The following is a 22,936-nucleotide window of genomic DNA, read 5'->3' on the forward strand; positions in this document are numbered from 1 at the left end:
TTGTGGGCTCCAGGAGTCTCTCAGTGGGGCGACGTGAAATCGAACGCGCGGCACAATCTGCCCTCATAGTCCATCGAGCTGGTTTGATTAGGGCGCAGGGCGGGTTTTCCCTACGGCACCTTCGAGTAATAATCACGTTTCGTGACATGAGTGTGTCGTCAGTCGCAGATATTCTTGGTCATGCGCTGCGAGCCGGACACCTGCTCAGCTCGTGGTCGTCGGAGTGCACCGTGGTAGACGCGTTTGTACGATTGGCGACGTCAATTTCTGTTGCCGCCGACGCCAGTTTGACCCGGATAACAAAATTCGGCTGGACCACCAGAGTGGGTCGCGAATCGTTGCTACGGAAACCTTTTTCTAATTGCCAGACATGGTCATGTCCGATGTCGGCGTGTGGGTCGAAATTGTATCGGCGTCAACACAATATGTACCTTTGCCGGCTTCCTTTGCGTCGTACAACGCCGCGTCGGCTCGCTTCATCAATCGTTCGAAGGACTCACCGCTCACCGCGAACGCAATGCCGATACTGGTGCCAATGCTTACTGCCTCGCCTGTTGATAGCCTATACGGCCTGGCTATCTGGCGAATAACGCGTTGAGCGAGTGCGACGGCGCCAGAATAGGTTGCGTTCTCGCCGACAATCGCGAACTCGTCGCCGCCGAGTCGCACCACCAACTCCTCATGTCGAAGCAACTCTCTCAGTCGGTCCGCAACGGTTACCAGTACCTCATCTCCGGCATGATGACCGAACCTGTCGTTGACCTGTTTGAAACCGTCTAGGTCGAGACACATCACCGCCACGGCTGGTTCGCGGTTTGTCATGCAACGGCAGAGAATCCGCTCAACCTTGTCGCGTAGTTCGCGGCGGTTGAGGAGACCGGTGAGCGGGTCGTGACGCGCGAGATGGAGAATTTTCGCTTCGGACTCCCGGCGTTCCGTCACGTCCTCGATAATGATTACGGCGCTACCATCGGGTACCGGGTTCCGGGTCATCTCGAGCTGGCGGCCGTCATTGAGTTCGAGGTCCAGGGGGCCGCGTTTCGTGGCGAGCCACTCGGTACAGCGCTCGACGAGTTGCCTTCTGAGCGTTTCTCCAAACTTCGCCAGTCCCACGTGACCAATGAACTCCGGCAGGGGAACGTTGAGTCTGAGCATCTCGACCGTTGCGCCGAACAGTTCGGCCGTTCGCCGGTTGGCAATATTCACCTTTCCTGCCCCGTCAATCGTGCATAGCCCGTGAGGCATATGGTCCAACGCTGCATCGAACCGCGCCGCAAGTTCTGCATGCTTTTGTTCTGCCGTCATCAGGGCCACGAGCACTGTGTAGTGGCGCCGGACAACCGAAGCCATCGCGCCGATGTACAGGAGGAGCGGCGGCACGAGAATCCACGACCCGCCGCGCGGCGTGAGCATTGCGCCCAGTGCGATGGGAAACGTGCCGAGGCAAATCTGCGCGATGGCCAGACGGGGCAACGCCGCATTTCTCGACGCTATCCAGCCAAGAATCCCGGCCGTTACCATCAGCGCCAGCGACGTCAGTTCGGCGTCCCCGGACATGACACATGCCATCGTACCGATGCCGAACAGGAAACAGGCCAGCAGCGAAACCGGCGCATACCGGGTTGCCCAGGGGGCGGGATGCACCGCATTCATCCGGTTGCGCGCGACGTAAGCGTGGGCGATTCCGAGTCGCGCGGCCAGGAGACCGATATCAGCCACGAGCCATAGCGCGGCCCACATCTGATGCAGGCGGACGAGGGCGACGAGCGCAACGAATGAACTGGAGACGCCCGACATGAGCAGCGGCCGTATGTTTTCGAACAGCGTCGAAAGCAGTGACGAGCGAATGGAGGCCGTAACGAGATTGTTACCGGACGCGGGTGTTACAAGTATCGAATCGAGTAGGAACGTCCTGCGTGACATGGTGTGGCCGCACTGTCAGGGTTACCTTCGGGCCGCTTTGCGCGACGGCTGTTCCCTGTGTTTACGGAGGAAGCAGCTATTTTCTTGATGCGCGTAAACGTGTGCTTGCTTGTTAAAACGCGTCGTGCTCGCGAATCCCGGATTCACTGCTCATTTTTTCGGTTCAGGTGACCTGCCTTTGCGTGCAACCACACCGTCGGTGCGGGTCCGGCCGACGGAGTCAGTTCGCGCAGCCTGAATGGGTAGAACAGACTGCTACCGGCGATGACCGGGAAGCCATCGTTGATGGTGCAATGCACACGTACTTGATTGTTAAATCGCAGCGGGAGGGTACCTTTGCTGTCCGCTAGCGGTAACGAGGTAACAAGGCCTTCATCTACTTCCAGAACATCTGTATCCCATTGAACAAGGCACCCCAAGGTGTCTCTTGTGCTTGTGGTACCTCCAGAAGCTCGTCATCCGCCTTACCTATCATTTTGAGAATCGTTTTGGCTGGTGTGTGTCACGGGACCATGATGTTTCAGAACAGCTTCCTCGCTTTAAGGTTTGCGCGTGCGGAAACCTTTCTTTTTGATTTCAGGTGCTCACATGCATCGTTAAGAGCAGTACGCTGTGCGCTTGCGAAGCATCGGCGACGGGGGCCTGTATAGACCGAGAGCGCAAGCCGGCAGGGACATAGCCGGCCTTGAAAAATACAACTGAGAGAAGACCAATGACCAACACGCGGGGGACGCGCCGTGACGCGAGCATGGCGCAATGCGTCGCCCATTACGACCTTGAGCTCGCACGGGGCAGTTCGCACATCGCCAGTACGTTGACCGCTGCCACACTCAACGCAGCGGTCACAGAAGTTGTGGATGACTTCGTTCAGCGGCACGGGAAGTACGAGTTGTCCGTTTTCCTGAAATTGCTGGCGGTCCGCCTGGGCGAGCGCCAAAAATCCGCTGCGGCATCCGTGGTGCGGTATGTCGACGCGTTTGGCTCCGTGCCATCCCTTCCCCAACCCGCCACGAAGCCGCGCCGCTCACGTGAGCGCTCAAAGGTCGATTCCCATACGGTGAGCGCAACTGCTCGAGGTCCCGGAGGGTGAAAATGGAAGCGACGTTTCCCGCTACGTCGCCGTCGAAATAAACAAGGAATATACGTCTATGGCGTCGTCGTCGCTGCGCCGGCATAACATGCCCGAGGTGTGAAACTGCCTGCCACGGATATCGGGTGTTGTGCTGTGGGCATCAGCCCCTGTTGTGACGACTCCGGCAGTCGGTCTATGCGTGCTCCCCACCCAGGTTCAGGCCGTGAAGCGGTAAAACACCGTCGACCCGGAAGGAAAAATGACAGGCTGCCTCGAAGCAAGGTTGACCCGTCTGAGCGATGACGGTCCCTCTGTTTCCAGGCAAACCCGTATGCTGCCGGTGGAACTTCCTGGACCAGCCGGCGACAAAAGCGGGTGATGACAATCAGGAGTGGGCGGCGCGGAGACGACGTGCAGCAACGGGCGTTTCGATGCACCGAAGCTTACGCGAACGACACGCCTGTCCGGGCGCTAGCGCTCGACCGCAAGCATCAGCTTGGGCGCCGCGTCATACATTCGTAGTCGGGATGAAGTCACATGGAGCATTGCACGCCATGAATCGTCGTATGAATTTGGATGCACATCTGGAGAACACTCGCAAAAACAACAATTCGAGGCGGGCCTTCGCAGCACGGCTGGACATGACCATCAAGCGCGCGAAGGTTACATCCGCTCGGGTGGCCAGGTCGCTCGGTGTACCAGAACGCGACGTGGCCCTTTGGCGCGCCGGAGTCACCGTTCCGAAGAGTACGGATTGTGAGCGCCTGTCTGAACTTCTACACGTGAACCTCGCGTGGCTATGCGCAGATGAAGCGTAGGCCACAGCATGTCATGGTAGTTCTCATCGGACGCGAGTTCGCAAGTGGTTCGGTTTGTCGCTACTCATCGGCGCGTCGGTCGGGTCGCGTGCCGGGCCCCCTGCCGTTGACCGGCATCACGGTCGAAATGGCATGTTTGAAAACAAGTTGCACGCCTGGACCAGACTCCAACAGAACTGCAAACTGGTCAAAGCCGGCCAGTTGACCACTCAGTCTGATGCCGTTCACGAGGAACACGTTTACGGTGGTCTTGTCCTTTACGAGCGTCTGCAGAAAGTCGTCTTGTACGCACGGGTGTGTAGTCACGTTCTGAGGTCAATGCGATAGGTCCTCCCATTGTACCGGCGATACCTGAAGCCGCCAGTCAGTCCAGAGGAAGTGTGTTACTGCGACTCGAGGGCGTCGAGGCGCGCTTGCGCAATCTCGCCCGGACGCTGGTCGCGGTACGCGTCGAATAATTGTGAGCACAACTGAGCAAGTGAAGACAGGTCTACGGCCTGGTCTGCGTGCTCGACTTCTTCTGCGTTCAGCAAGTCGTCGAGGACCGGGGCGAGACGGCGCAGTTGCCGGAAAGTGGCGTCGTCGAGTTTCATATCGGAACTCCTGTGGTCAGCGGGCAGAGTGCACCCGACCCGCCCCAAGGCGTTGCCCGGGCCTGTTTCGCCGAGCAAGTTGCAACGAATTTCTGATGTGTCCCGGCGGGAAGGGCGCACAACACGCCGGGCTGACACGATGGCAGGCCAGCACCGACATTCAGGGTTGTCGCGGGCTCAGTCCAGGAGTCCTGTTGCTGGGTGGGCTCCCGCCAGCTTGCGGGCGTCTCCCCCTAGCTCAGTCGAGCGCCCGCTTCGGCCTCCACAGGAGACGAATCTCCACCGACGGCGCACGCGACTCGACGCGCTGGACGTCCTTTGGTACAGCCGCCTCCATAGCGGCTTCCTCTGCTGCCAAGCGCATTGCATTCCGGGTCGCGACCGCCCTCGACACCCCGCAGTCACGGGTGCGATTGACGCCGCCCAATGTCCTTCCGAGACCTCGTGTTCTGGCTCTCATCACTTTACTCCTGTCGCGGTGCACACTGAACCTAAGAAACTACTTGAACATTAGGCAGAAAAGCCTCACAGCGCAAGGACCTGAACGCATGCATGGACGTCATCAACACTCGACAATGGATGCGAGCCGCCGTAAAACGCCGCTCCAATTGTGCACTGCACAGCGAGGAACGAGTGTTACATGTTGTTAAGTCACAATGAGAGGGTATACGCTTAGATAAATTCCCTGTGAGGCGACTATGGATACACCCGTCGTGCTGGACCGCAACGAATTGCTTGCTGCATGGCATCGTCTCGTCCCGACAGCGGAGGGTGTCATGCGCGAGCGGTACGAGTTGAACGCGTTCGGTGAGGTGGTGGTGAATGGTTGTCCGTCGGGCACGCGCCAGTTGGCCTTCACGGACATTTACTGTCAGCTGGCCGACCAAATGGGTCATCTGGCCGCCATGTCAGTGCCTGTTGTGACGCCGTCATATGGCATCCGGGTCCCGGACGTCGTGTGGATGCCGCCCGATAAGTGGGAGGGTCTCGACCGCGACAACCTGGTGCCGTTTGTCCCCGACCTCTGTGTTGAAGTGCTCCTCGATAGCAACCTGCCGCGCGAAATGGGCCATAGAGTCGCGTCCTACCTGAAAGGCGGCGCCAAGGAGGTAATTGTGGTCAGACAGGATGGGGCGATTGAATTTTGGGGAGCAGAGGGCCGACGCCAAGCGTCCACGTTCGCTATAACGCTGTCGGTCGAGCCCGTCTATTGCCAAGCAAGTGTGTCGGTGGGCGCCGTCGATTTATACCATCGAGCGGCGGAATGGGCTGCCACGCGGCCCGGGACGCCGAACGCTGGGTCGGGGCAGTGGAGGCCGAATTAGGCAACCGCTAAAAGCCCCCAACAATCGCGCGGCATTGGTTCAGACTGATTTTGAGGCATTTTTAAAGAGGGGCGGTTCGCAAAGTCTTGTCGGGCTTGGGGCGTCCTACCCCGGTAAACGAAGTGCAGTAGCAAAAAATATTTTAGCGGGTTGCAGGCGACAAACATAGGGTTTATACTTAGTTCGTCTCCTCCATGTCTCCTCCTGATATGGATTCAACCCGCCGCTTGGCGGGTTTTTTTTATCCTGACTGTTCACACCGACATAATATTGGCCCTCATGCCGAAAATCGGCTGACCCGCCAGATTGGGCCGCAAGTCGTTGATGACAGCGTCGTTTCTTGATTGGCAGGCTGGTCAGTCTGATGCCGGCTTACGGGTCAACCTGGCATTGGCGACAACATGCCTGGCAAGACCGATGACTCGCATTCCGACCTGACCGGGTCGCCGGAATGCGCGTCAAAATGGTCAGAACCCTCAGTGCCTCGCAGCGGGTTACTGAAGGTTACAGATTTGACATTTCAGCCGCACCTGCTTTCGCGCCCCACCCCTAAAATCCGCGTCGTCCACCATTGTCTGGCACCCGCCAGTAACGAGCCGGGCAGGAGAACTGCATGAAACACGCTACCCTTTTTCTGGCAGTGGGCCTTTCCGCTACGTGCGCGTCCAGCGCGGCTCTCGCCCATGCGGATATCGGAGTTTTTCTGGGCGTGCCCGGCCCCGTCTATGTCGCACCTCCCCCGGTCGTGTACGAGGCCCCACCGCCGGTGGTCTATGCACCAGCTCCGGTCTATGGCTATGGATATCGATATGAAGGGGATTACGGCGACGAGCGCAGGTGGCATGACCACGGTCGCCACCGTGGATGGGAACACCATCATCATGGTGACGATGACGACTGATTCACCGATGGCTGCGCCCGATAGCGACTGAATGCTCGCGGACGGGATTCGACGCGCACCCAAATCGGGTGTTCATCTTGTCAGCGCGACCTCAAGCGCGTTCGAATACCGAGTTCATGTTTTACCGCTGAGCGAAACTCCCACGCGGACGTGCTGACCCGCTCGCATAAGCCAGCTAGCCCTAGCAGGCCTTGAGTGCGGAAGCCAAGACGCAGGGCATGGGAACCCGTAGTTCCCCGACACGGTTTCGAAACGCCTCGGCGTCGTGTGCGACGGCCCGTTCAATCAACGCCAGCGCGGCCGGCGTCTGGGCGTTTAGCATCGCGGCAACTCGGACGCCACCGCGCATGAGCGCGTGAAACGGTGTATCCGGCGCACGAAGCACCAGGGTCTGGTCCACTTCGCGTACGTCCGGTTGGACGAACCCGGCGTCCAGCAACGCGCGCCTCGACTCCTGCCAGTCGCTGAAGCGAAAGAAGGGTGGTCCCGGCGGCACTGGCACATCGGTCGTCCCGTGCTCCTCGATTGCCCTTAACACCATAGCGAAGCCAACTGCCTTGTCCGGCGTCGCGCAGACCGTAAAGGCAATTCTGCCGCCAGGTTGCAGCACGCGAAACGCCTCCGCGAGCGCACGCTCAGGGTGCTGAAAATGCGACATCCCGAAACTGATACCCACTGCGCCGAAGCTTTCGCCGGGAAAGGGCAAATCCTCCGCGTCACCTACACGGAACTCGAGTCCCGGAAAGACGCGTCGTGCCTTTTCCACCATCGCGACCGAGAAATCCACACCAGCGACGTCCGCGCCGAGGCGCGCGGCTGCAGCAGCGAGGTAGCCAGGCCCGGATGCAACGTCGAGAAAACGCGTGCCACGACCAATGCCAAGCGCCTCGAGCATCGCGGGGTTCGACTGGGTGGTCAAATCACCGAAATACGTGTGATAGGGCTGAGCGACCCTCTCCCAGCCTTGGTGCTCGAATGTGCCGAAGTCGACTTGTCCCATGCTTGCCTCGCACTCGTTTGATGCCTTTACGTGTCGGAGCGCAGGCCTTCGTGTTCTCCGTGAGAGGCGTATGTCCGTCTGTCGGGGAACAATCCAGGCTGGCCAACTAAGGCCAAACAACTGTGTGGTGCAGCGCACCAACAATCGTCGTCCAGAGCCGCCGAACATGCGCTTTTGGGCTACTCTTTTTTTGTTGCTATCTTGCTGAAGCATACGCCGTTGCTTGCTTTTGGCGCTATGGTTAAAGTGGTTGTTGAAGCTCTCGATGCGGCGCGGGAAAATGGCGTCGAACATCGAGGCACCCGGTTCCTGGTTGGCATTTTCGCTGTATCTGGCGAATGGGTTGCGAAAGTACCGGTGTACGGGAGCAGCAGATGAAAGACGTAAAGGTGCAGTCACTGCGATACCAAGTGGAAAAATGGCTCACCCCTGCCACGCCAGTGCACGTGACCGCGTTCGGTCGTACCCGCTCAGGCAGAGCCCGCTACGTGTGCGTGGAGTCTTGGCTACCGACGGGTTCGCACGCGCTGTTCTTCTTCCAACACGACGACGGTTACTGGAACGTCTTTCCGCCCGTGGCTGACACGGCGCAACTGCGCGTGCGGCGCACAGGCACGCACGGCGGTTAAGTTACCTCCGCCCTGCAGGCTATTCCGTCGCCTGCGCCGTCTCTTTCCCGGCTGACCCGCGTTTGACGCGACGCACCGATTTCGTCTCCGCAACCTTGCTGCCCGTAGTTTTCTCTGAAGCCGCGCCCTTGCCGGCAGTCTTCCTGCTCGTGTGCTTTACCGGCGCTGCGCCGGCTGGACCTGCTATCAAGAACGCGGTGCGGTCCTTCACAGCCTTAATCCAGGCGGGCGCCCGGCCATGACCGGTCCATTCGGCGCCCGTCTTCGGGTCGCGATACTTTGGTATGCTGATGAAGGCTCTCTTTGCCTGAGCATGGCTCCGGCGCCCGAAAATGTCCTTTTCCGTAAGTCCGTATTCGGCGACTTTCGCGCGAATGTCGTCAATGACGGCCTGAATTTCGAGCGCCTTCGCTTCCTCCACTTGACGGGCGAGGTCGGCCAATTGTGCCTTGAGTTCGTGATACGTTGCCATTTGGCGCCTCCCCGTATTCTCCAGCGGGTCCTATTCATAGGATAGCGCGACGGTGGACGACTGCAATTTGTGGCGGTTGACGAAAGGCATCGTCCGAGAGTACGTCGGGGACAGCGCAGCACGTGAGGCTCTACACTGAAGCCATGGCCGCCATTTCCGACCCGACACGTCCGCCGCTGGCCCGCTACCGAAAGAAGCGGGACTTCGATGTCACGCCTGAGCCGGCGGCATCGGCTGAAACCCCATCAGTTGAGGGCGAGCGCCTGGTCTTTGTTGTACAAAAGCATTGGTCTGGCCGACTGCACTACGACTTTCGACTTGAACTTGACGGCGTGTTGATGTCCTGGGCCGTGCCGAAAGGGCCCAGCTACGACCCGAAGGAAAAAAGGATTGCGATTCACGTCGAGGACCACCCGCTTGAGTATGCGAGCTTCGAAGGCACGATTCCGCCCAAGCAGTACGGCGCCGGCACCGTGCTCGTGTGGGACCGTGGAACGTGGGAGCCGGTCGGCGACCCGCGCGAGGGCGTCAAAGACGGAAAACTTGTTTTCCAACTCCACGGCGAAAAGCTCGCCGGCATGTGGGAGCTCGTGCGCATTGCAAAGCCGGAGGACAGGCAGGACCAGTGGCTGCTCTTTAAGAAGCGTGACGCGTGGGCGCAACCGCTTGCAAAGTACGATGTAATCAAGGCGCTCCCTGACAGCGTCATCGCGAAACCCTTGGGACTCGCGGAGGAGCGCGAACCCAAAACCTCCCAACTGTCGCGGGTCGCTGATTCGAAAATCGACCTCACATACGCCACGGCGGCCCCCATCCCGGAGCAAATCAAGCCGCAACTCGCCACTTTGGCTACGTCCCTGCCGACAGAGGGCGATTGGATAGTCGAGACCAAGTTTGACGGCTACCGAATAGTCGCGCGTTTCGACAAGGGGCGCGTGCGACTTTTCACCAGTGGCGGACATGACTGGACGAAAAAACTGAAGAATCTCGCTGCGGAGGTTGAAAAACTCGACCTCGCGAGTGCGTGGCTCGACGGCGAAATCGTTGTGCTCAAGGACGGAATCCCTGACTTCAATGCGTTGCAGAGTGCTATTGACGGAAGTGTCGGCGAAAGCCTCGTCTACTTTGTGTTCGACCTGATGTACCTGGACGGGCAGGACCTGCGCAAGGTGCCGTTGTGGTCCCGGCGCGGGCGGCTCGCGCAGCTCGTCGAAGATGCGGGCTTGCGACTACGCTATAGCGAGGATTTTGACGCGCCGCCGGCGGAGCTATTCAAAGCTGCCGGAGAATTGGGGCTTGAAGGTCTTGTGTTCAAGCGGCGCGACGCGCCGTACGTCTCCGGAAGAACGCAGACCTGGCTAAAAGCCAAATGCACGCTTCGCCAGGAGTTCGTGATTTGCGGTTTCACGAATCGAAGCGGTGCGTCCGGGGAGGTCGGTAGCCTGCTGCTGGGATACTACGATGCAGGCAGGCTGTGCGATGCCGGCAGCGTAGGCACCGGATGGGATACCAGGACTGCCCGAGACTTGTGGACCCGCTTGACCCCGCTTGAAGTGCCCTCTACGCCGTTTGATGTCAGCTTGCCCAAACCGCGGCGGTGGTCCAGGCGCGCCGCCGGCAGTGAGCGCTGGGTGCAGCCGGTGCTGGTCGTGGAGGTTGCCTTCGCCGAGTGGACCCCTGACGGTCATGTGCGACAGGCTTCCTTCAAAGGGTTGCGCTTCGACAAGCCTCCTGGCGACATCACCCGCGAAGCCGCCACGACGGTAGCGTCCATGCCTGTGCCACAAGTCAAGGTCACCCACCCCGACAGAGTGATTGACCCAACGACCGGCATCACCAAGCTTGACCTGGTCCGCTATTACGAGAGTGTCGCGCAGTGGCTGTTGCCCCACCTGAAGGACCGTCCGCTGGCGATGCTGCGCGCGCCCGCCGGCATCAACGAGGAAATGTTCTTCCAGAAGCATGCGGCGACGACGAGGATGCCAGGTCTGAAGGAACACGACCCGAATCTGTGGCCTGGGCACCGGCCCTTGCTGACAGTCGATACGCTCGATGCACTCATGTCGGCGGCACAGATGAATGTTGTCGAGTTTCACACGTGGAATTCAACGGTGCGAAAGCTCGATACGCCTGACAGAGTCATCTTCGACCTTGACCCCGGCGAAGGGCAGAAGTGGGGGCAGATGCAGGAAGCAGCGCTGCTTGTCCACACCCTCTTGACCGAATTGGGGCTCAAGGCGTGGCTCAAGACGAGCGGCGGCAAAGGGTTGCACATCGCTGTGCCCCTGATGCCCAAGCAAGACTACGACGCCGTGAAGGGGTTCTCGCGCGCGTTTGTACGACATCTCGCCAAGACCATTCCCGAGCGATTTTCGGCAACACCGGGGCCTTCCCATCGCGTCGGCAAGGTATTTGTCGACTACCTGCGCAATGGAATGGGCCAGACGACTGTCGCGGCCTTTTCCGCCCGGGCTCGGCCGGGCATGGGGGTCTCGATGCCGGTGTCGTGGGAGCAGCTTTCCGCCATGAAGAGTGGCGCGCAGTGGACAGTGCTGACGGCGCGCGAGTACCTGAGCTTCCAGACCCAAGACCCGTGGGCCGATTACTGGTCATCAAGGCAGTCGTTGGCATCAGCTATGAAGCGACTACAATAATTCGATGAAGTGGCCAGCGTAGTAGCGAGGGACGTTCCGAACGCCACCTGGAAACCCGGATACCCCGTGAGGCCCACGCATTGATTGGCCGGCTAGCTGAAACCGGCCTTCCGCGAGGAGAAGTCCATGCCCGCTCGTTCCATCGCCTCGTTATCCCTGTCCTTTGGGCTCGTTTCTATCCCAGTCAAGCTTTATCCTGCGACGGAAAGTGCCTCCGATGTCAAATTCAACCTGCTTGCTCCCGATGGCTCCCGCGTGAAACAGCAGTACGTCTCGGAGTCGACAGGCGCGGTTGTCGAGCGCTCTTCGATGAAAAAGGGCTATGAGTTTGAGAAGGACAAATACGTCGTATTCACCGGTGACGAACTCAAGGCGCTGGAGGAAGCCGCTAGTCACGTCGTCGAGATACTGGCATTCATACCGGAGAAAGCGATTGACCCGGTCTACTACGACAAGGCGTATTACATCACACCCGACAAACGAGGCGGAAAGCCATACGGCTTGCTCCAGCAGGCGCTGGCCGAGAGCGGTCGATGCGCATTGGCCAAGTGGGCCTTCAAGGGCAAGACCCGAATCGTTCAGGTGCGGCCGGACGAAGACGGACTGGTTTTTCAGCAGTTGCTCTTTGCGGACGAGGTGCGGTCGCTGAAGGACTTGAACATCGAACACGTTCAAGTGTCGGATGCTGAGCTAAAGCTGGCGTTGCAAATCATCGAGCAGGGTGCTGAGGCTAGCTACGACCCGTCGGCCTACGAGGACGAAGAGAAGAAGCGCATCCTTGCGGCCATCGACAGAAAGATTGAAGGCAAGGAAGTCATCTCGGCCGAGTCGGAAGAGGCGGCATCTAGCGGCGAAGTTATCGACCTCATGGAAGCATTACGCGCCAGTCTTAAGGGAGGCGCGAAGGCTAAGGCCACGGCAGCGCCCAAGCGTGCGAGCGCGGAGCCGGTCGCGGAAATTTCTGCAGCGCCGAAAGTTCGGAAACCTGCGGCTCGTGCTCCCAAAGCGTCCACCGAGACCACAGCAAAGGTCCGAGCTCGCAAGTGACGCCACAAAGCACCGCGCACGAAATTACGCTAACCAAGCTGCAGGCAATGTTGGGCGTGTCCCGGCGCGTTGTCTCCGGTCTGGTCGCGGCGGGGTTCGTGACGCCTTCTCGCGGGCCGCGCAATGAACTCCGATTCACCTTCCAGGATGTCGTTCTGCTGCGAACCGCATTGCAGCTACGCTCGGCGCAAATACCTCCGCGCAAGATAGTCCAGGCCCTCTCGCGACTCCGGGACAAGTTGCCGGACGAATTGCCACTCTCAGGTATTCGCGTCACAGCTGTCGGGAACGACGTCGTCGTGAAGACCGGTCCGTCGCAGTGGGACGCCGCCACGGGGCAGTTCCTGCTTGACTTTGAGGTTGCGGAAATCAAGGGAGATGTCGCTGTCCTCGACACATCACCGTGGCGGAAGGATGCCGCTACCCAAGCTGAGGAATGGTACGACCTTGGAGAGCAGTTGAGGAAGTCCGACGTGAAAGGCGCGGAGCGGGCATACAGACAAGCAATAGAGTTCTCGCCCTCGCCGTTCTACGCCGCCTACGTTGACCTGGGTGCTTTACTGTGTGAGGACGAGAAGCGTTGCGATGACGCGCTGCGTGTGTTCGACGACGCGCTATCCCATTTTCCAGAGGACGCGGTGCTGCACTTTAACCGAGCAGTCGCGCTTGAGGGGCTTGGTCGAATCGACGAAGCCGAGCGCAGCTACGAACGGTGTCTCGAACTCAATCCCGCCTACGCTGACGCACACCACAACTTGGCGATACTTCTTGAGACGCGTGGCGACAAGCAAGGCCTGGTGCGCCATCTGAGTGCTTATCGTCGGCTGACGAATTGAATGAGAGGCACGGCTGCGGTTATCGAGCGTGCATGCAAGGTTCTATCGCCGGGGCAAAGCCGGGTTCGCTTGACCTTGTTCGGTAGGTCTAGGCGCCCGAATGTATCCTCCGGCAGCATCGCCATATGAATAGGTTCGCCCTGCAGCAAGAATCCCGCCGTCAGTGCGGCGGGCCTGCTCTAGAAGCGCGTGCGACTCGGCAAACTCGTTACGCCCCGCTATAGTGAGCGCGGCCTGTGCAGTACACGCGAATAGCTCGTCGTCGGACGTTGCGACCGCCTTCAAACCAGGACCAGGATTAGTCCTATCGGCGAAAGAACGCGAGCAATTGAAATGCGTCGAACTGCCAGTCTTGGGGACAGGCCTTGACTAGAATCTTGGCGGCTGCATCCAGTTGTCGAATGGCTGTGAGGAATTCAGAGTGTTCCACGACATCCGGTTCCTTATAAGTAGCCGAAGCGATAGTGCGCCCGCGCATCGAACGCCCCCGACAAACGATTATTGATGCGGCGGCGGTGAAAGCGGCGGAAGTGGCGGAACCGCTGGAGGCGGCGGACGATGTGGAGGCTGCCGATGCTGATGGCACATGAGCCTTCTCGGGCCACACTGGTACCACGCCAGGCTCGGAGTCGTCCCAAGCCTGCGTCCATGATTCAAGAATGCCAGCCGCCTGCCGTTAACGCATACGAGAGCCCGTGTTCTCCGATGCCATCTAATCCATATCCCTGTGAGTTTCGACTTCGCGTTAATAGGTATGTTCAGCCCCGTCACCCTCCTCGTTGTCGCAATTATGTCCAGCGTGATGAGCATGGCGGTATTTGGTTCGCTGCTGCACGCCGGGATACCAGGGTTGCCTCGCTGGATTGGCGCAAACGCCGTGATAGCCGTAGCGCTCGTCCTTCTCGCGCTGCAAGCGCCCGCGCCGGCACAAGTGGGTATCGTTGTCGCGAGCGCATTGCTCGGGGCTGCAGCGCTCATGATGCTGCAGGGCTGTCGGGAGTTCTTTGGTCTTCGGCCTTCGCGTTCGCTGGAGTACGTGGCGTACGGCGCCTTGCTGCTTGGGATTGTCTATTGGGGATACATATCGCCAAACGCCAATGCCAGAATTGCTCTGCTATCGGCGTTTCTTGCGTATGTCCGTCTGGTCATCGGCTGGATTGCGTTCAGGTTACGGCCGCCGGGCAGACCGAAATATTGCTACCAGTTTATGTCGGGCGCGGCATTCCTCGGAGCGGCTGTCCACGCATCACGCAGTATTGCCTGTGTAGTGGGCTGGGAGCATCAGGCCGCCTTTCTGGAGCCGACGCCTCTAAACATCGCATTCCTCGGTCTCGGCATATTGGCGCTGCCATGTCTCTCGATTGGCGTGGTCATGCTTGCTCACGACCGGATGGCCGAGCGTATGGAACGCCTCGCAAACGTCGACGGGCTGACCGGTGCGCTTGTGCGCCGTGCTTTCCTTGTCCGGGCAGAGTCATTGCTGCATGAGGCCAGGAATTCGAAGTGGCGGCTGTCCATTGCAATTCTGGACCTCGACAAGTTCAAGGCAATCAATGACGAACATGGGCATGCGGGCGGCGACCAGGTGCTTGCGCATTTCGCCTTCACAATATCGAGCGGCTTGCGAAGCGGTGACATCTTCGGCCGCCTTGGCGGCGAGGAATTCGCTGTCCTGTCTCTGTCCACCGGGCAGGCCGACACCGTTCGTCTGATGGACCAGCTTCGCATCCGTGTAGCGGCATCGCGTCTGACTATTCCAACAGGCGAAGTCGCCTACACCTTCAGTGCCGGCGTCGATGAGTACTGTGAAGGCGACACGTTGGCGAACATGATGGGACGAGCAGATGCCGCGCTATACGCCGCGAAAGCCATGGGCCGGAATTGCGTTGTCGGTACGCTGTTGTCCGGCAGCCAACGGGTCGAAGACGCGCAAGGCGAGAGCACGACTGAGCAAATTAGCGGGCCTGCGTGACAATCGCCGAGGTTCAATTCTCGTTCTTCTCCCGTCGCTTGCCAAATTCAATGCTTCGCCGCTTTCGCGGCGCTCTCCGCCGCCGGTTGAGCAGTATCCAAAGCCGTTTCCGTCGCAGCGCTCACGCTACTTTGCGCAAAATCAACTGTCTGCTTCGCGGCTTTGCGCACGCTGTCGTGGGCGGTATTGGCGAACGCAATAATCTGCTTCAGAAATGCAATTGCTGCCTCGGAACTGACGGGGGCGTTTTGCCCGGCACTCTCGACGAACCGTTGAAACTGGCGACTAGCTTCCTGGTACTGGGTATCGATAACTTCTCCCAGCTGCGTTTGCATAGTGGACGCGATTTCCACAAGCTGACGTTGGTACGTCAGGACCCGTTCCGTCGAAGGCAGCGCCAGCGCAGCCTGTAAGCCAGAAGCGTTATCGCCATCCGTTTTCGTCAGCCCATCCTGCATGCGTTGGTGCAAATCGGCGAACATGGCTTCTGCCGCGTCCAGATTCAGCCTGGTTAGCTTCTCCTCAGCCTCGCGCACCTTGCCGGCTACCCCAAAGCAGAAGTCAACGAGTTGACTGGTCACGGGACCATTGCGGCGGCAGTGGCCGACGAGATGCTTGAATTGACGCGGGCCGGCGCAAACCGGATAAGCGTAGGCGACCAGACGTATCGGTTTTTTCGGAGCTTCACGCACATCGCCGATGTTGGAGCGGTGGTATTTACTCCGGCCTAGGCGCCTGCCTCCGCTGAGAACGGTGTAGGGCTTTGCATCGGCGGTCCGGCGACCAGCGTGGTTGCCGGACCGTACCTCGCGGGACTGAAGTAGAGGTTACGCGCGGCAGAGATGCTTGTTCTGCGGGTGAGGTACTAGCCGCTGCCAGATTTTCGTTTTTTTGCTTCGACGCGGCGCGACAGGTCGGTTAGCAGCCACTTTGCTACGAGCTCGGGCCCGGTCATGCCGCAGTCGGCAAACTTGATTTCATTTTCATAGTAGACAATGACAGTGCCGCCCATCACCCGATACCGGCCGCGGTAACGCGAACCATTCAGTTTGATTTCAATTTCTCGGGTTGTTTCATAGCTGTCGGCCATCAATCGCTGCTCTTCGGTAACCCTGATTTAACAAAAGGTACCGAACCGGATTGTCTGCGTCAACGACAGGCAGGCCCGGGAATGCCGCAAGCCTGCGCAGATTGCCAGCACACGACATTGATGCTCGGCATCGTGAGGCGATTTGATGAACTTTGCGGCGGTCGTCTAGTGCTTGTCTCGCGGAACACCGCGCAGATTTTCACGAACGCGTTTGGTGACCAGGACGGTCAGGTAGTCCAGGACTCGCGCACCGTCGCTGTATTCGGCCCACGTGTCCGCATACATTTTCGACACAGTCTCAGCAGGCGTGTTGGTGTCAGCTGCGATTGCCTTGACGACATCTTCAACGTTGGGCTGGGCCATGATGCGCTCCTAGCGTTGAACGAAATGGGAACGGTACCTGCGGAAGGCCAATTAGATGCCGTTGCTGACGAGCATGCAAATTGAATCGGCCTATCGTTGAGGCAGGTTAGTCGCCTTCGTTTTGTCTGCACAGATTCTGTCGTGTCGCAAGCCAGTGATGTGCTTACTCCACAGCTTCGTGCCCGGCGCTGACGACCAGCCAAATGCACACGCCGGGCGCGCACTGCACAAATCCAATCGTTTCAGCGACTTGTCCCGCTTGCTTGTGAGTTGTCCACAGCCTTGCAAACAGATTGTGTGGACAACTCGACGACCCTGCGCGCAGGCCGGCACCGCACTTGCCGGCGAACGCGGCTCTGAGACCGCGGTCCCGGGGCGATGCTTTCGCGAAGCCACTAGGCGCGCAATCTCGCCTCCGCGAGCGTGGTCGATGGTCTGTGGGACGCCTTCGGAAGTGATGCCGCAAAGCTGATGGGAGCCGGCGCCCGGTACCTTGCGGCGATGTGGGAGGCCGCATTCGCAAAAGTAGATACATCACTGCCAACGGGAGCCCGCGAAATATCGGAAACGGAATTGGCCAAGGTCTATCAGGACAAGGATTTTGTGCCCTCTGTGACATTGGACAAGATTGCGTCGTTACTTTGAGCGACGTGGTGTGCGCCAGTATTGAGCTATACGTTGCATAGGACCCCATGTCGCGAGAAATCTACTCGGAGAGCGTCGGCCTTGAAATTTCGGACCGGCGCTCACCTATGAGACGCGTCACGGCAGCACGGGTGCTTCAGCACAGAAGGATTTTTGCGTTTTGCCGCGACTATCCAGGGCAAAGCATGACCCCTGTGACTGGAACGTGTCTCCTGGTTCCTTGTTCGTCAGTATTTATTCAGCCACTGGCTTGCCAGACGCATCTTTCACTTTCGAGCGCCATTGCGTGCGAATCTCCGTTGTTACGGAATCGGGGAGTGTGATGTAGTCAAGGTCCTGTGCAGCCTGATTGCCGTTTTTGAAGGCCCAATCGAAGAACTTCAGCGTTTCCTTGCCGTGGTCAGGCTTGTCCTGCGTTGTGTGAAGCAGCACAAATGTTGCACCGACAATGGGCCACGCGTCTTTGCCGGGTTCGTTTGTGAGAATCTGGTAGAACGTCTTTGACCAGTCGGCACCGGCGGCTGCAGCCTTGAACGTCTCTGTTTTCGGCTGAACGATAGCGCCCGAAGCATTTTTTATGGCGGTGTATGCCATCTTGTTTTGCTTTGCATAGGCCCATTCGACGTAGCCGATGGCGCCGGGCAATCGCTGGACAAAAGCCGCGACCCCATCGTTACCTTTGCCGCCGGTTCCGGTCGGCCAGTTCACTGTCGAGCCTTCGCCAACCTTGCTTTTCCATTCCGGATTCACTTGCGCGAGATAGTGTGTCCAGATGAAACTGGTTCCCGACCCATCAGCGCGACGAACCACTGCGATATCCGTGTCGGGAAGTTTGGCGCCTGGATTCAAAGCCCCGATGGCCGGGTCGTTCCACTTCTTGATTTTGCCGAGATAGATGTCGCCAAGCACTGGACCTGACAAGGTCAATTCGCCTGGCTTCACGCCCGCGATATTGGCGACCGGCACCACGCCACCCACGACCGTAGGAAACTGGAACAAGCCGCCCTTCGCGAGTTCGTCGTCCTTCAGTGGCGCATCGGAGCCTGCAAAATCAACCGTTTTGGCGTTGACCTGTTTGATACCACCCGACGACCCGATGCCCTGATAGTTGACCCTGCCCCCACCGGTCTTCTGGTAAGCGTCGGCCCATTTGGTATAGATAGGTGCGGCGAAAGTACTACCGGCACCCGTGATGTCTGCGGCTAGGACAGTGGGGCCGAAAAGCACACCGCTCAAACTGGCGATTGCAATCAATGCGGGTTTCATGAGGGCCTCACCGAAAGGTTTGTAGGGACGCTTGCCCGAAGCTAGACCCGCTTGATGTCACATTGGTGACCATTCAGAGCAAGACATTGTCGTGGCCGGTCTGTGCTTGAAACCGGGGGGCCTCGACCTCCGCGACCGCGCCTTCGCACGCGACGAGTTACGGCCCGGCGACCGGCCTGCCCAAAGCGTCTTTCACCTTGGCGCGCCATTCCGAGCGGATTTCGGTCACGGCCGATTCCGGTAGTGGAATGTAGTCCAGGTCCTCTGCAGCGCGATTGCCGTTCGCGAATGCCCAGTCGAAGAACTTCAGCGTTTCCTGACCGTAGTCCGGTTTGTCCTGCAATGTGTGCAGCAGAACAAAGGTAGCGCCAACGACCGGCCACGCGTCCTTACCCGGTTCGTTGGTCAGGATTGGATGGAGCGAGCTGGACCAGTCAGCGTCCGCGGCGGCCGCCTTGAATGTTTCGGCGCCAGGCTGGACCAGGGTTCCTGATGCATTCTTCATGGCCGTGAACGCCATGTGGTTCCGCTTCGTGAAGTCCCATGCGACATAGCCGATGGCGCCTGGCAGATGTTGAACGAAAGTGGCCACACCTTCGTTACCTCTGCCGCCTATGCCACGCGGCCAGCGCACGGTAGTGCCCACACCAACCTTGCTCTTCCACCCGGGGTTGGCCACATCAACGGTACTACCCGGCAACTGCATCCTCGAGAACCGGGTTTTCCAAATCAGGCTCAACTTCAATTCTTGGCGGCCGAAGGACAAATCCCTTTATCAGGACCTTCAGTTCTTGCCCACCACTCTTCGAGTCAATTATTCCGACTGCACCCTCGCCACCTGCCCGGAAAAATCGCGCTGCAAGTTGCATGTCGCCGAGAGTGGCCGAAAGCCCCACGCGCGGCACCCGCCGCCCACATATACGTTCGACACGATGCATCAACGACTGGAGTTGCTTTCCGCGCTCAGACCCAATAAACGCATGTAATTCGTCGACAACGATGTAGCGCAGCGCTCCGGTTGGTTGGTCCTGGAGGCGAAAACTGGCCGTGTGAATGCAAATCTCTTTAAGGTCAAGACCGAGTTTTGGCAAATGGGACATTCGCGCTGGTCCTGGGATTTTGGTGCCAGTTTAGTGGGCAGTGGAAAATTCGCACGGTGCTGGAGAGCGATTTGCGGTCAACGCTCCGTTGTATCGCCGGAAGCCATGTCGACGTTGCCTTCCGGACTCTAATCCCGGCAGCTCGATTTTTTCCTGTACGCCGCACGGTTATTCTCACCGTACCTACTGCAGTCTTACGACACGACGCGGCCCTTTGCCGTATGTGTTCGGTGCTGGGAGACGGCAGGAGCACACGGGTGCCAATCGGCAAACAGCGAATCCTGCCAGAAGTACCCGGCGACATGCCGGCCGTCATCGAGCCACTGAAGCAACGCAACCGTCCAAGCTGATGCAGGAGTACCGCGACGTCGTCGGCGTGGAAAGTTACGAGCAGATTATCGAGGAAGCGGGCCTGACCCATCGTCCGGTGCTCGCACTGACCTGCACCGCACCTCCACCACCGCCTCCCGTCACGGGAGGCTTCGTTTTGGCCGTTGACCGGCAAAACTTGCCGGCGGATGTCCCGGGGTGCCGGCCATCGCGCGGAATGGCGCGCCTTTCACCCGCTAATCCCGCTATTGAACCTGCCGGCCTCGCCGTACAGTTTTTCCTGCGGGTTCGCCTCTTCACGGGCAAGGAAGGCGCCGCCTTCTCGGAGTCAGCCATGAGCACGAAGGTCGATACGGGGTTCAGGTTTGTGACGCATCAGATGCACCCCATCGCCATGATGATGGAGGCGGTCAAAAGCGGCATCGAACAGCTGCAACGCAGACGCTATCTCGCTGCCTACGCGAGCATCCTCGTTTCGATACTCGACCGGACGCAGCTTGCACGGGAGGCCGGGCACTCACGGGGCATGGTGATGGCGAAGCCTGGCTCGGTGGCGCGGGAAGCAATTCTCAGGCGGCAGGCCCGCGCCCGCGCCACCCGCGAGCGCGACCCGGTCGTGGACATCGGTGTGGTCCTCAGGTGCTGGCATTCGCAGCTGCTTGACCGTGTCATCGGCTACGTGGCGGGAGCGTTCGGTCAGGAAATCATGGGACTGCTTAAGGAAGTGGGCATTGCGACCGGGTACGCGTTCTGGGCGAGTGGCGCCCCGGACGATGCGGTTTCGCCGCAGGAGTGGTCGCAACGTCGGGCGGCCTGGCAGCAGGCGCTCGATGGCCAGTCGGGGGAGGGTATCGAGTTCCGCTACGACGGCGAATCGATGGACCTGTCGTGCCCGTGGTCCGAGCTGGAACCGTATGTGCCGTCGCTCGAATCCCGCGCCCGGGAGCTGGCGGAGCCAGCGCTGTTCTCGCGCTGGTACGAATCCCTGCCTCCGAAGGGCGACGACGGCGAGCATATCTGGAAGCGCCACGCGCAGTTCAGGGACCTCCTGAACGACGACCCCGCGATGCGGGCTGCGCTCGCCGCGGATGTCGAGCGGCTCAAGCCAAAACTGTTGACGGGTGTCGAACTCGATGCGGCGCGCCGTCGCGAGCAACTGGTGCTGCTGCCGGCCGGCTTCGCGTAGGGCGTCAGTTACGCGACGCTCAGGGGCCCCACGTTCTCAATTTGCTTGTGGTCAGAGGCTGGAATAGTCGCCATACTATCTTCCCTCTGCATACGGTCGACGGGCGGAAAAGCCGGATACCTTACGGCCTGGCAGGGCTCCCCCGAATGAAGGTTTCCGCATGAAGGGCGCAAATGGACGCTGAGAAATATAAGAACCGCTATCGCGCAGTAATCCAGTTTGCCAACGGCGCAATGTTCAATGTCGCCTAACTGGACTCATGGGTCACGCTGAACAAGGTGCCTATCGCGTTTCAGAAATTGCTTTCACGCGACGGAATGCAGGACGACCTGAATCGTCATTACGTGTAGCACGAAAACCTGTCCAACACGATTGCGTCGAATCTGGTTCCCGAGGACATGGACCCGAACGACGCAAAAGTGCAGCTCATGGCGGCACACGATAACGCCGAGCCGTCCAATCCGGTCTCCTGGCTGCGTGACCTCGTGATGATGTGCTACGACCGCCAGCTACTGTGCGCGGTCTACGACGGCGAACTCAACCTGTATGACACGCTGACGTACACAAAGATTGACGTGACCGCCGGCCGACTTCGATATGACGCGCATCCAGATTCCTATTTGTCTCCCGCCACGGCAGCACTGATACAGGAGCAGGCAACGCTCTGGGAACGCCGCCAACCCACCCGCTTGTTTGATGGGCCGGGGTTCAGTGAAGAAGCTCTGAAGCTAACTACCCTGAGCAAGTATCTGCACTTCGATACCTGGACGCCGGAAGCTCCCGCCATGCTCGTTTGTGGCCTGCAGGCCCCCATCGTTGACGGCCAGCTATGCACGGATATTCCCGAAAAAGGCGCGATGGGGCTCGATAACTGTTTCATCGTAGGCAGCCATGACCCGTTTCACCAGGCAAAGAGCGTGCTGGGCATCTTGCGCAGCCAGGTTAATCCGCCCGACAGAACTCGCCCGCTCGACTTCATCAAATGGTGCAAGTCCAAAGGTATCGACACATCGTGGCTGCGGACCGTCGACGGCGGCGTCCAGCTTGCTGAGGCCGTAACACCAATGCGAACTATCATGAACTTCCAGCCACGTCCGGTTGGACTCCCCAATCAGCCGCTCTTGAGGCCTGACTGGCTGGCGCGGGCAATCGCGTTTGCTTTGATTGAAATACCCGATGACGAAATACTAAAGACGGTAAGGAAAGAGGTTCCTGTCGGCACCGGAGAGTCGCATATCGAATCGCTGACTGGCGATGACTGGTGGCTCATCAGAGAAATCTGCGGGGGAACTCCGCCAGCCCCGTGCTCGCGCGCGGACTTTCAATCGTATTGTGCAAAATTCGACGCGGCGGAGAGTCGGCCTGCGTGGTAGCTTTATCCGGCGTTCTGATACAGCGACGCGATGGTAAAGGCGCAGAACGCGCACAACGAAATCCATTTACGACACCGCGAGCAAATTGCGCAGTGGGTACGCGACAGAAAGCTGTCGCTGGTTACTCCGGCCGGCATTGAGACAACCATCCTCGATGAAGGTTGCATCCGTCTGGCCGATGTGAAGGCATATCTGGAGCAGTGCTGCATCCCATACCGTGAAGACGGACCGCGAACTGCATCCTCGTCGCGTCCACTAGGTAATGCAACAGGGGCAGACGCTTTCTCCGAGGAAGACCGCAGACGGCTCCTCGATGCTGAATTTTGGGGGGAGAGGGAATT

Annotated in this window: 20 protein-coding genes and 2 pseudogenes; 11 read left to right on the top strand and 11 right to left on the bottom strand. The window is 59.2% G+C overall.

Features of this window, described 5'->3' with window-relative positions; genetic code table 11:
* Positions 1 to 357: 357 nt before the first annotated feature.
* On the bottom strand, positions 358 to 1,923 hold the full coding sequence (locus tag GNZ13_RS27825; protein WP_172170576.1) for a sensor domain-containing diguanylate cyclase: 1,566 nt from the start codon (positions 1,921 to 1,923) through the stop codon (positions 358 to 360).
* Positions 1,924 to 2,635: 712 nt separating this feature from the next.
* On the opposite strand from GNZ13_RS27825, the gene GNZ13_RS51635 reads away from it, so the two are divergent.
* The gene (locus GNZ13_RS51635; protein ID WP_216675047.1) at positions 2,636 to 3,013 is read left to right on the top strand and encodes a hypothetical protein; all 378 of its coding nucleotides are present in this window, start codon (positions 2,636 to 2,638) and stop codon (positions 3,011 to 3,013) included.
* Between the two features lie 860 nt (positions 3,014 to 3,873).
* Here GNZ13_RS51635 and hfq read toward each other — a convergent pair.
* The gene (gene hfq, locus GNZ13_RS27835; RefSeq protein ID WP_328807304.1) at positions 3,874 to 4,119 is read right to left on the bottom strand and encodes an RNA chaperone Hfq; all 246 of its coding nucleotides are present in this window, start codon (positions 4,117 to 4,119) and stop codon (positions 3,874 to 3,876) included.
* Positions 4,120 to 4,196: 77 nt separating this feature from the next.
* Positions 4,197 to 4,406, bottom strand: a complete 210-nt coding sequence (locus GNZ13_RS27840) for a hypothetical protein (RefSeq protein WP_172170579.1) — start codon at positions 4,404 to 4,406, stop codon at positions 4,197 to 4,199.
* Positions 4,407 to 5,104: 698 nt separating this feature from the next.
* Between GNZ13_RS27840 and GNZ13_RS27845 the strand changes: the two genes are divergently transcribed.
* Together GNZ13_RS27845 and GNZ13_RS52760 are read left to right on the top strand one after the other, a co-directional pair.
* Positions 5,105 to 5,731, top strand: a complete 627-nt coding sequence (locus tag GNZ13_RS27845; protein ID WP_172170581.1) for a Uma2 family endonuclease — start codon at positions 5,105 to 5,107, stop codon at positions 5,729 to 5,731.
* 613 nt (positions 5,732 to 6,344) lie between these two features.
* Positions 6,345 to 6,632 (top strand): hypothetical protein, encoded by a 288-nt coding sequence (locus tag GNZ13_RS52760; RefSeq protein WP_236002215.1) that lies wholly within the window; start codon positions 6,345 to 6,347, stop codon positions 6,630 to 6,632.
* A gap of 181 nt (positions 6,633 to 6,813) precedes the next feature.
* Here GNZ13_RS52760 and GNZ13_RS27850 read toward each other — a convergent pair whose 3' ends face one another.
* Complete coding sequence (locus tag GNZ13_RS27850) at positions 6,814 to 7,632, bottom strand: class I SAM-dependent methyltransferase (RefSeq protein ID WP_172170605.1); 819 nt, start codon at positions 7,630 to 7,632, stop codon at positions 6,814 to 6,816.
* Positions 7,633 to 8,006: 374 nt separating this feature from the next.
* Between GNZ13_RS27850 and GNZ13_RS27855 the strand changes: the two genes are divergently transcribed.
* Positions 8,007 to 8,261: a hypothetical protein gene (locus GNZ13_RS27855; protein ID WP_172170583.1), complete on the top strand. Its 255-nt coding sequence runs from the start codon at positions 8,007 to 8,009 to the stop codon at positions 8,259 to 8,261.
* 184 nt (positions 8,262 to 8,445) lie between these two features.
* Here the strand turns inward: GNZ13_RS27855 and GNZ13_RS52765 are convergent.
* Positions 8,446 to 8,733 (bottom strand): annotated as a pseudogene (locus GNZ13_RS52765) (H-NS histone family protein); the annotation flags it as partial.
* A gap of 143 nt (positions 8,734 to 8,876) precedes the next feature.
* Here GNZ13_RS52765 and ligD point away from each other — a divergent pair.
* The 4 genes from ligD to GNZ13_RS27880 all read left to right on the top strand — a co-directional run bounded on the left by ligD (position 8,877) and on the right by GNZ13_RS27880 (position 15,242).
* Positions 8,877 to 11,387 (top strand): DNA ligase D, encoded by a 2,511-nt coding sequence (ligD, locus tag GNZ13_RS27865; RefSeq protein WP_172170587.1) that lies wholly within the window; start codon positions 8,877 to 8,879, stop codon positions 11,385 to 11,387.
* 126 nt (positions 11,388 to 11,513) lie between these two features.
* Positions 11,514 to 12,434: a non-homologous end joining protein Ku gene (gene ku, locus GNZ13_RS27870; protein ID WP_172170589.1), complete on the top strand. Its 921-nt coding sequence runs from the start codon at positions 11,514 to 11,516 to the stop codon at positions 12,432 to 12,434.
* Positions 12,431 to 13,270: a tetratricopeptide repeat protein gene (locus GNZ13_RS27875; protein ID WP_407945670.1), complete on the top strand. Its 840-nt coding sequence runs from the start codon at positions 12,431 to 12,433 to the stop codon at positions 13,268 to 13,270. The genes ku and GNZ13_RS27875 overlap by 4 nt, the downstream gene beginning before the upstream one ends.
* 754 nt (positions 13,271 to 14,024) lie before the next feature.
* Positions 14,025 to 15,242 carry a GGDEF domain-containing protein gene (locus GNZ13_RS27880; RefSeq protein ID WP_172170593.1) on the top strand — a complete coding sequence of 406 codons (1,218 nt, stop codon included), beginning with the start codon at positions 14,025 to 14,027 and terminating at the stop codon, positions 15,240 to 15,242.
* 47 nt (positions 15,243 to 15,289) lie between these two features.
* On the opposite strand, the gene GNZ13_RS27885 is transcribed toward GNZ13_RS27880, so the two are convergent.
* The 6 genes and pseudogenes from GNZ13_RS27885 to GNZ13_RS52770 all read right to left on the bottom strand — a co-directional run bounded on the left by GNZ13_RS27885 (position 15,290) and on the right by GNZ13_RS52770 (position 19,706).
* Positions 15,290 to 15,934 carry a phasin family protein gene (locus tag GNZ13_RS27885; RefSeq protein ID WP_328807305.1) on the bottom strand — a complete coding sequence of 215 codons (645 nt, stop codon included), beginning with the start codon at positions 15,932 to 15,934 and terminating at the stop codon, positions 15,290 to 15,292.
* Between the two features lie 173 nt (positions 15,935 to 16,107).
* Positions 16,108 to 16,332 carry a hypothetical protein gene (locus tag GNZ13_RS27890; protein WP_172170595.1) on the bottom strand — a complete coding sequence of 75 codons (225 nt, stop codon included), beginning with the start codon at positions 16,330 to 16,332 and terminating at the stop codon, positions 16,108 to 16,110.
* 165 nt (positions 16,333 to 16,497) lie between these two features.
* Positions 16,498 to 16,695: a DUF3562 domain-containing protein gene (locus tag GNZ13_RS27895; RefSeq protein WP_172170597.1), complete on the bottom strand. Its 198-nt coding sequence runs from the start codon at positions 16,693 to 16,695 to the stop codon at positions 16,498 to 16,500.
* An 879-nt stretch (positions 16,696 to 17,574) separates the two neighbouring features.
* Complete coding sequence (pstS, locus tag GNZ13_RS27900; RefSeq protein ID WP_172170599.1) at positions 17,575 to 18,606, bottom strand: phosphate ABC transporter substrate-binding protein PstS; 1,032 nt, start codon at positions 18,604 to 18,606, stop codon at positions 17,575 to 17,577.
* Between the two features lie 157 nt (positions 18,607 to 18,763).
* Positions 18,764 to 19,342, bottom strand: a pseudogene (locus GNZ13_RS27905) (phosphate ABC transporter substrate-binding protein PstS); the annotation flags it as partial.
* Positions 19,296 to 19,706, bottom strand: a complete 411-nt coding sequence (locus GNZ13_RS52770; protein WP_216675048.1) for a DEAD/DEAH box helicase — start codon at positions 19,704 to 19,706, stop codon at positions 19,296 to 19,298. The gene GNZ13_RS52770 and the pseudogene GNZ13_RS27905, both read right to left, overlap by 47 nt.
* Positions 19,707 to 20,055: 349 nt before the next feature.
* Between GNZ13_RS52770 and GNZ13_RS27915 the strand changes: the two genes are divergently transcribed.
* From GNZ13_RS27915 to GNZ13_RS51645, 3 genes are all read left to right on the top strand, one after another.
* The gene (locus tag GNZ13_RS27915) at positions 20,056 to 21,222 is read left to right on the top strand and encodes a hypothetical protein (protein WP_172170574.1); all 1,167 of its coding nucleotides are present in this window, start codon (positions 20,056 to 20,058) and stop codon (positions 21,220 to 21,222) included.
* Between the two features lie 398 nt (positions 21,223 to 21,620).
* A complete protein-coding gene (locus GNZ13_RS27920) occupies positions 21,621 to 22,595 on the top strand; it encodes a hypothetical protein (protein WP_172170603.1) in 975 nt (324 codons plus the stop codon).
* 30 nt (positions 22,596 to 22,625) lie between these two features.
* Positions 22,626 to 22,936: hypothetical protein (locus GNZ13_RS51645; protein ID WP_216675049.1), on the top strand; the 311-nt coding region annotated here is incomplete at its 3' end.

Origin of the sequence: Paraburkholderia elongata, from assembly GCF_013177735.1 — a bacterium.
GTDB classification, from domain to species: domain Bacteria; phylum Pseudomonadota; class Gammaproteobacteria; order Burkholderiales; family Burkholderiaceae; genus Paraburkholderia; species Paraburkholderia elongata.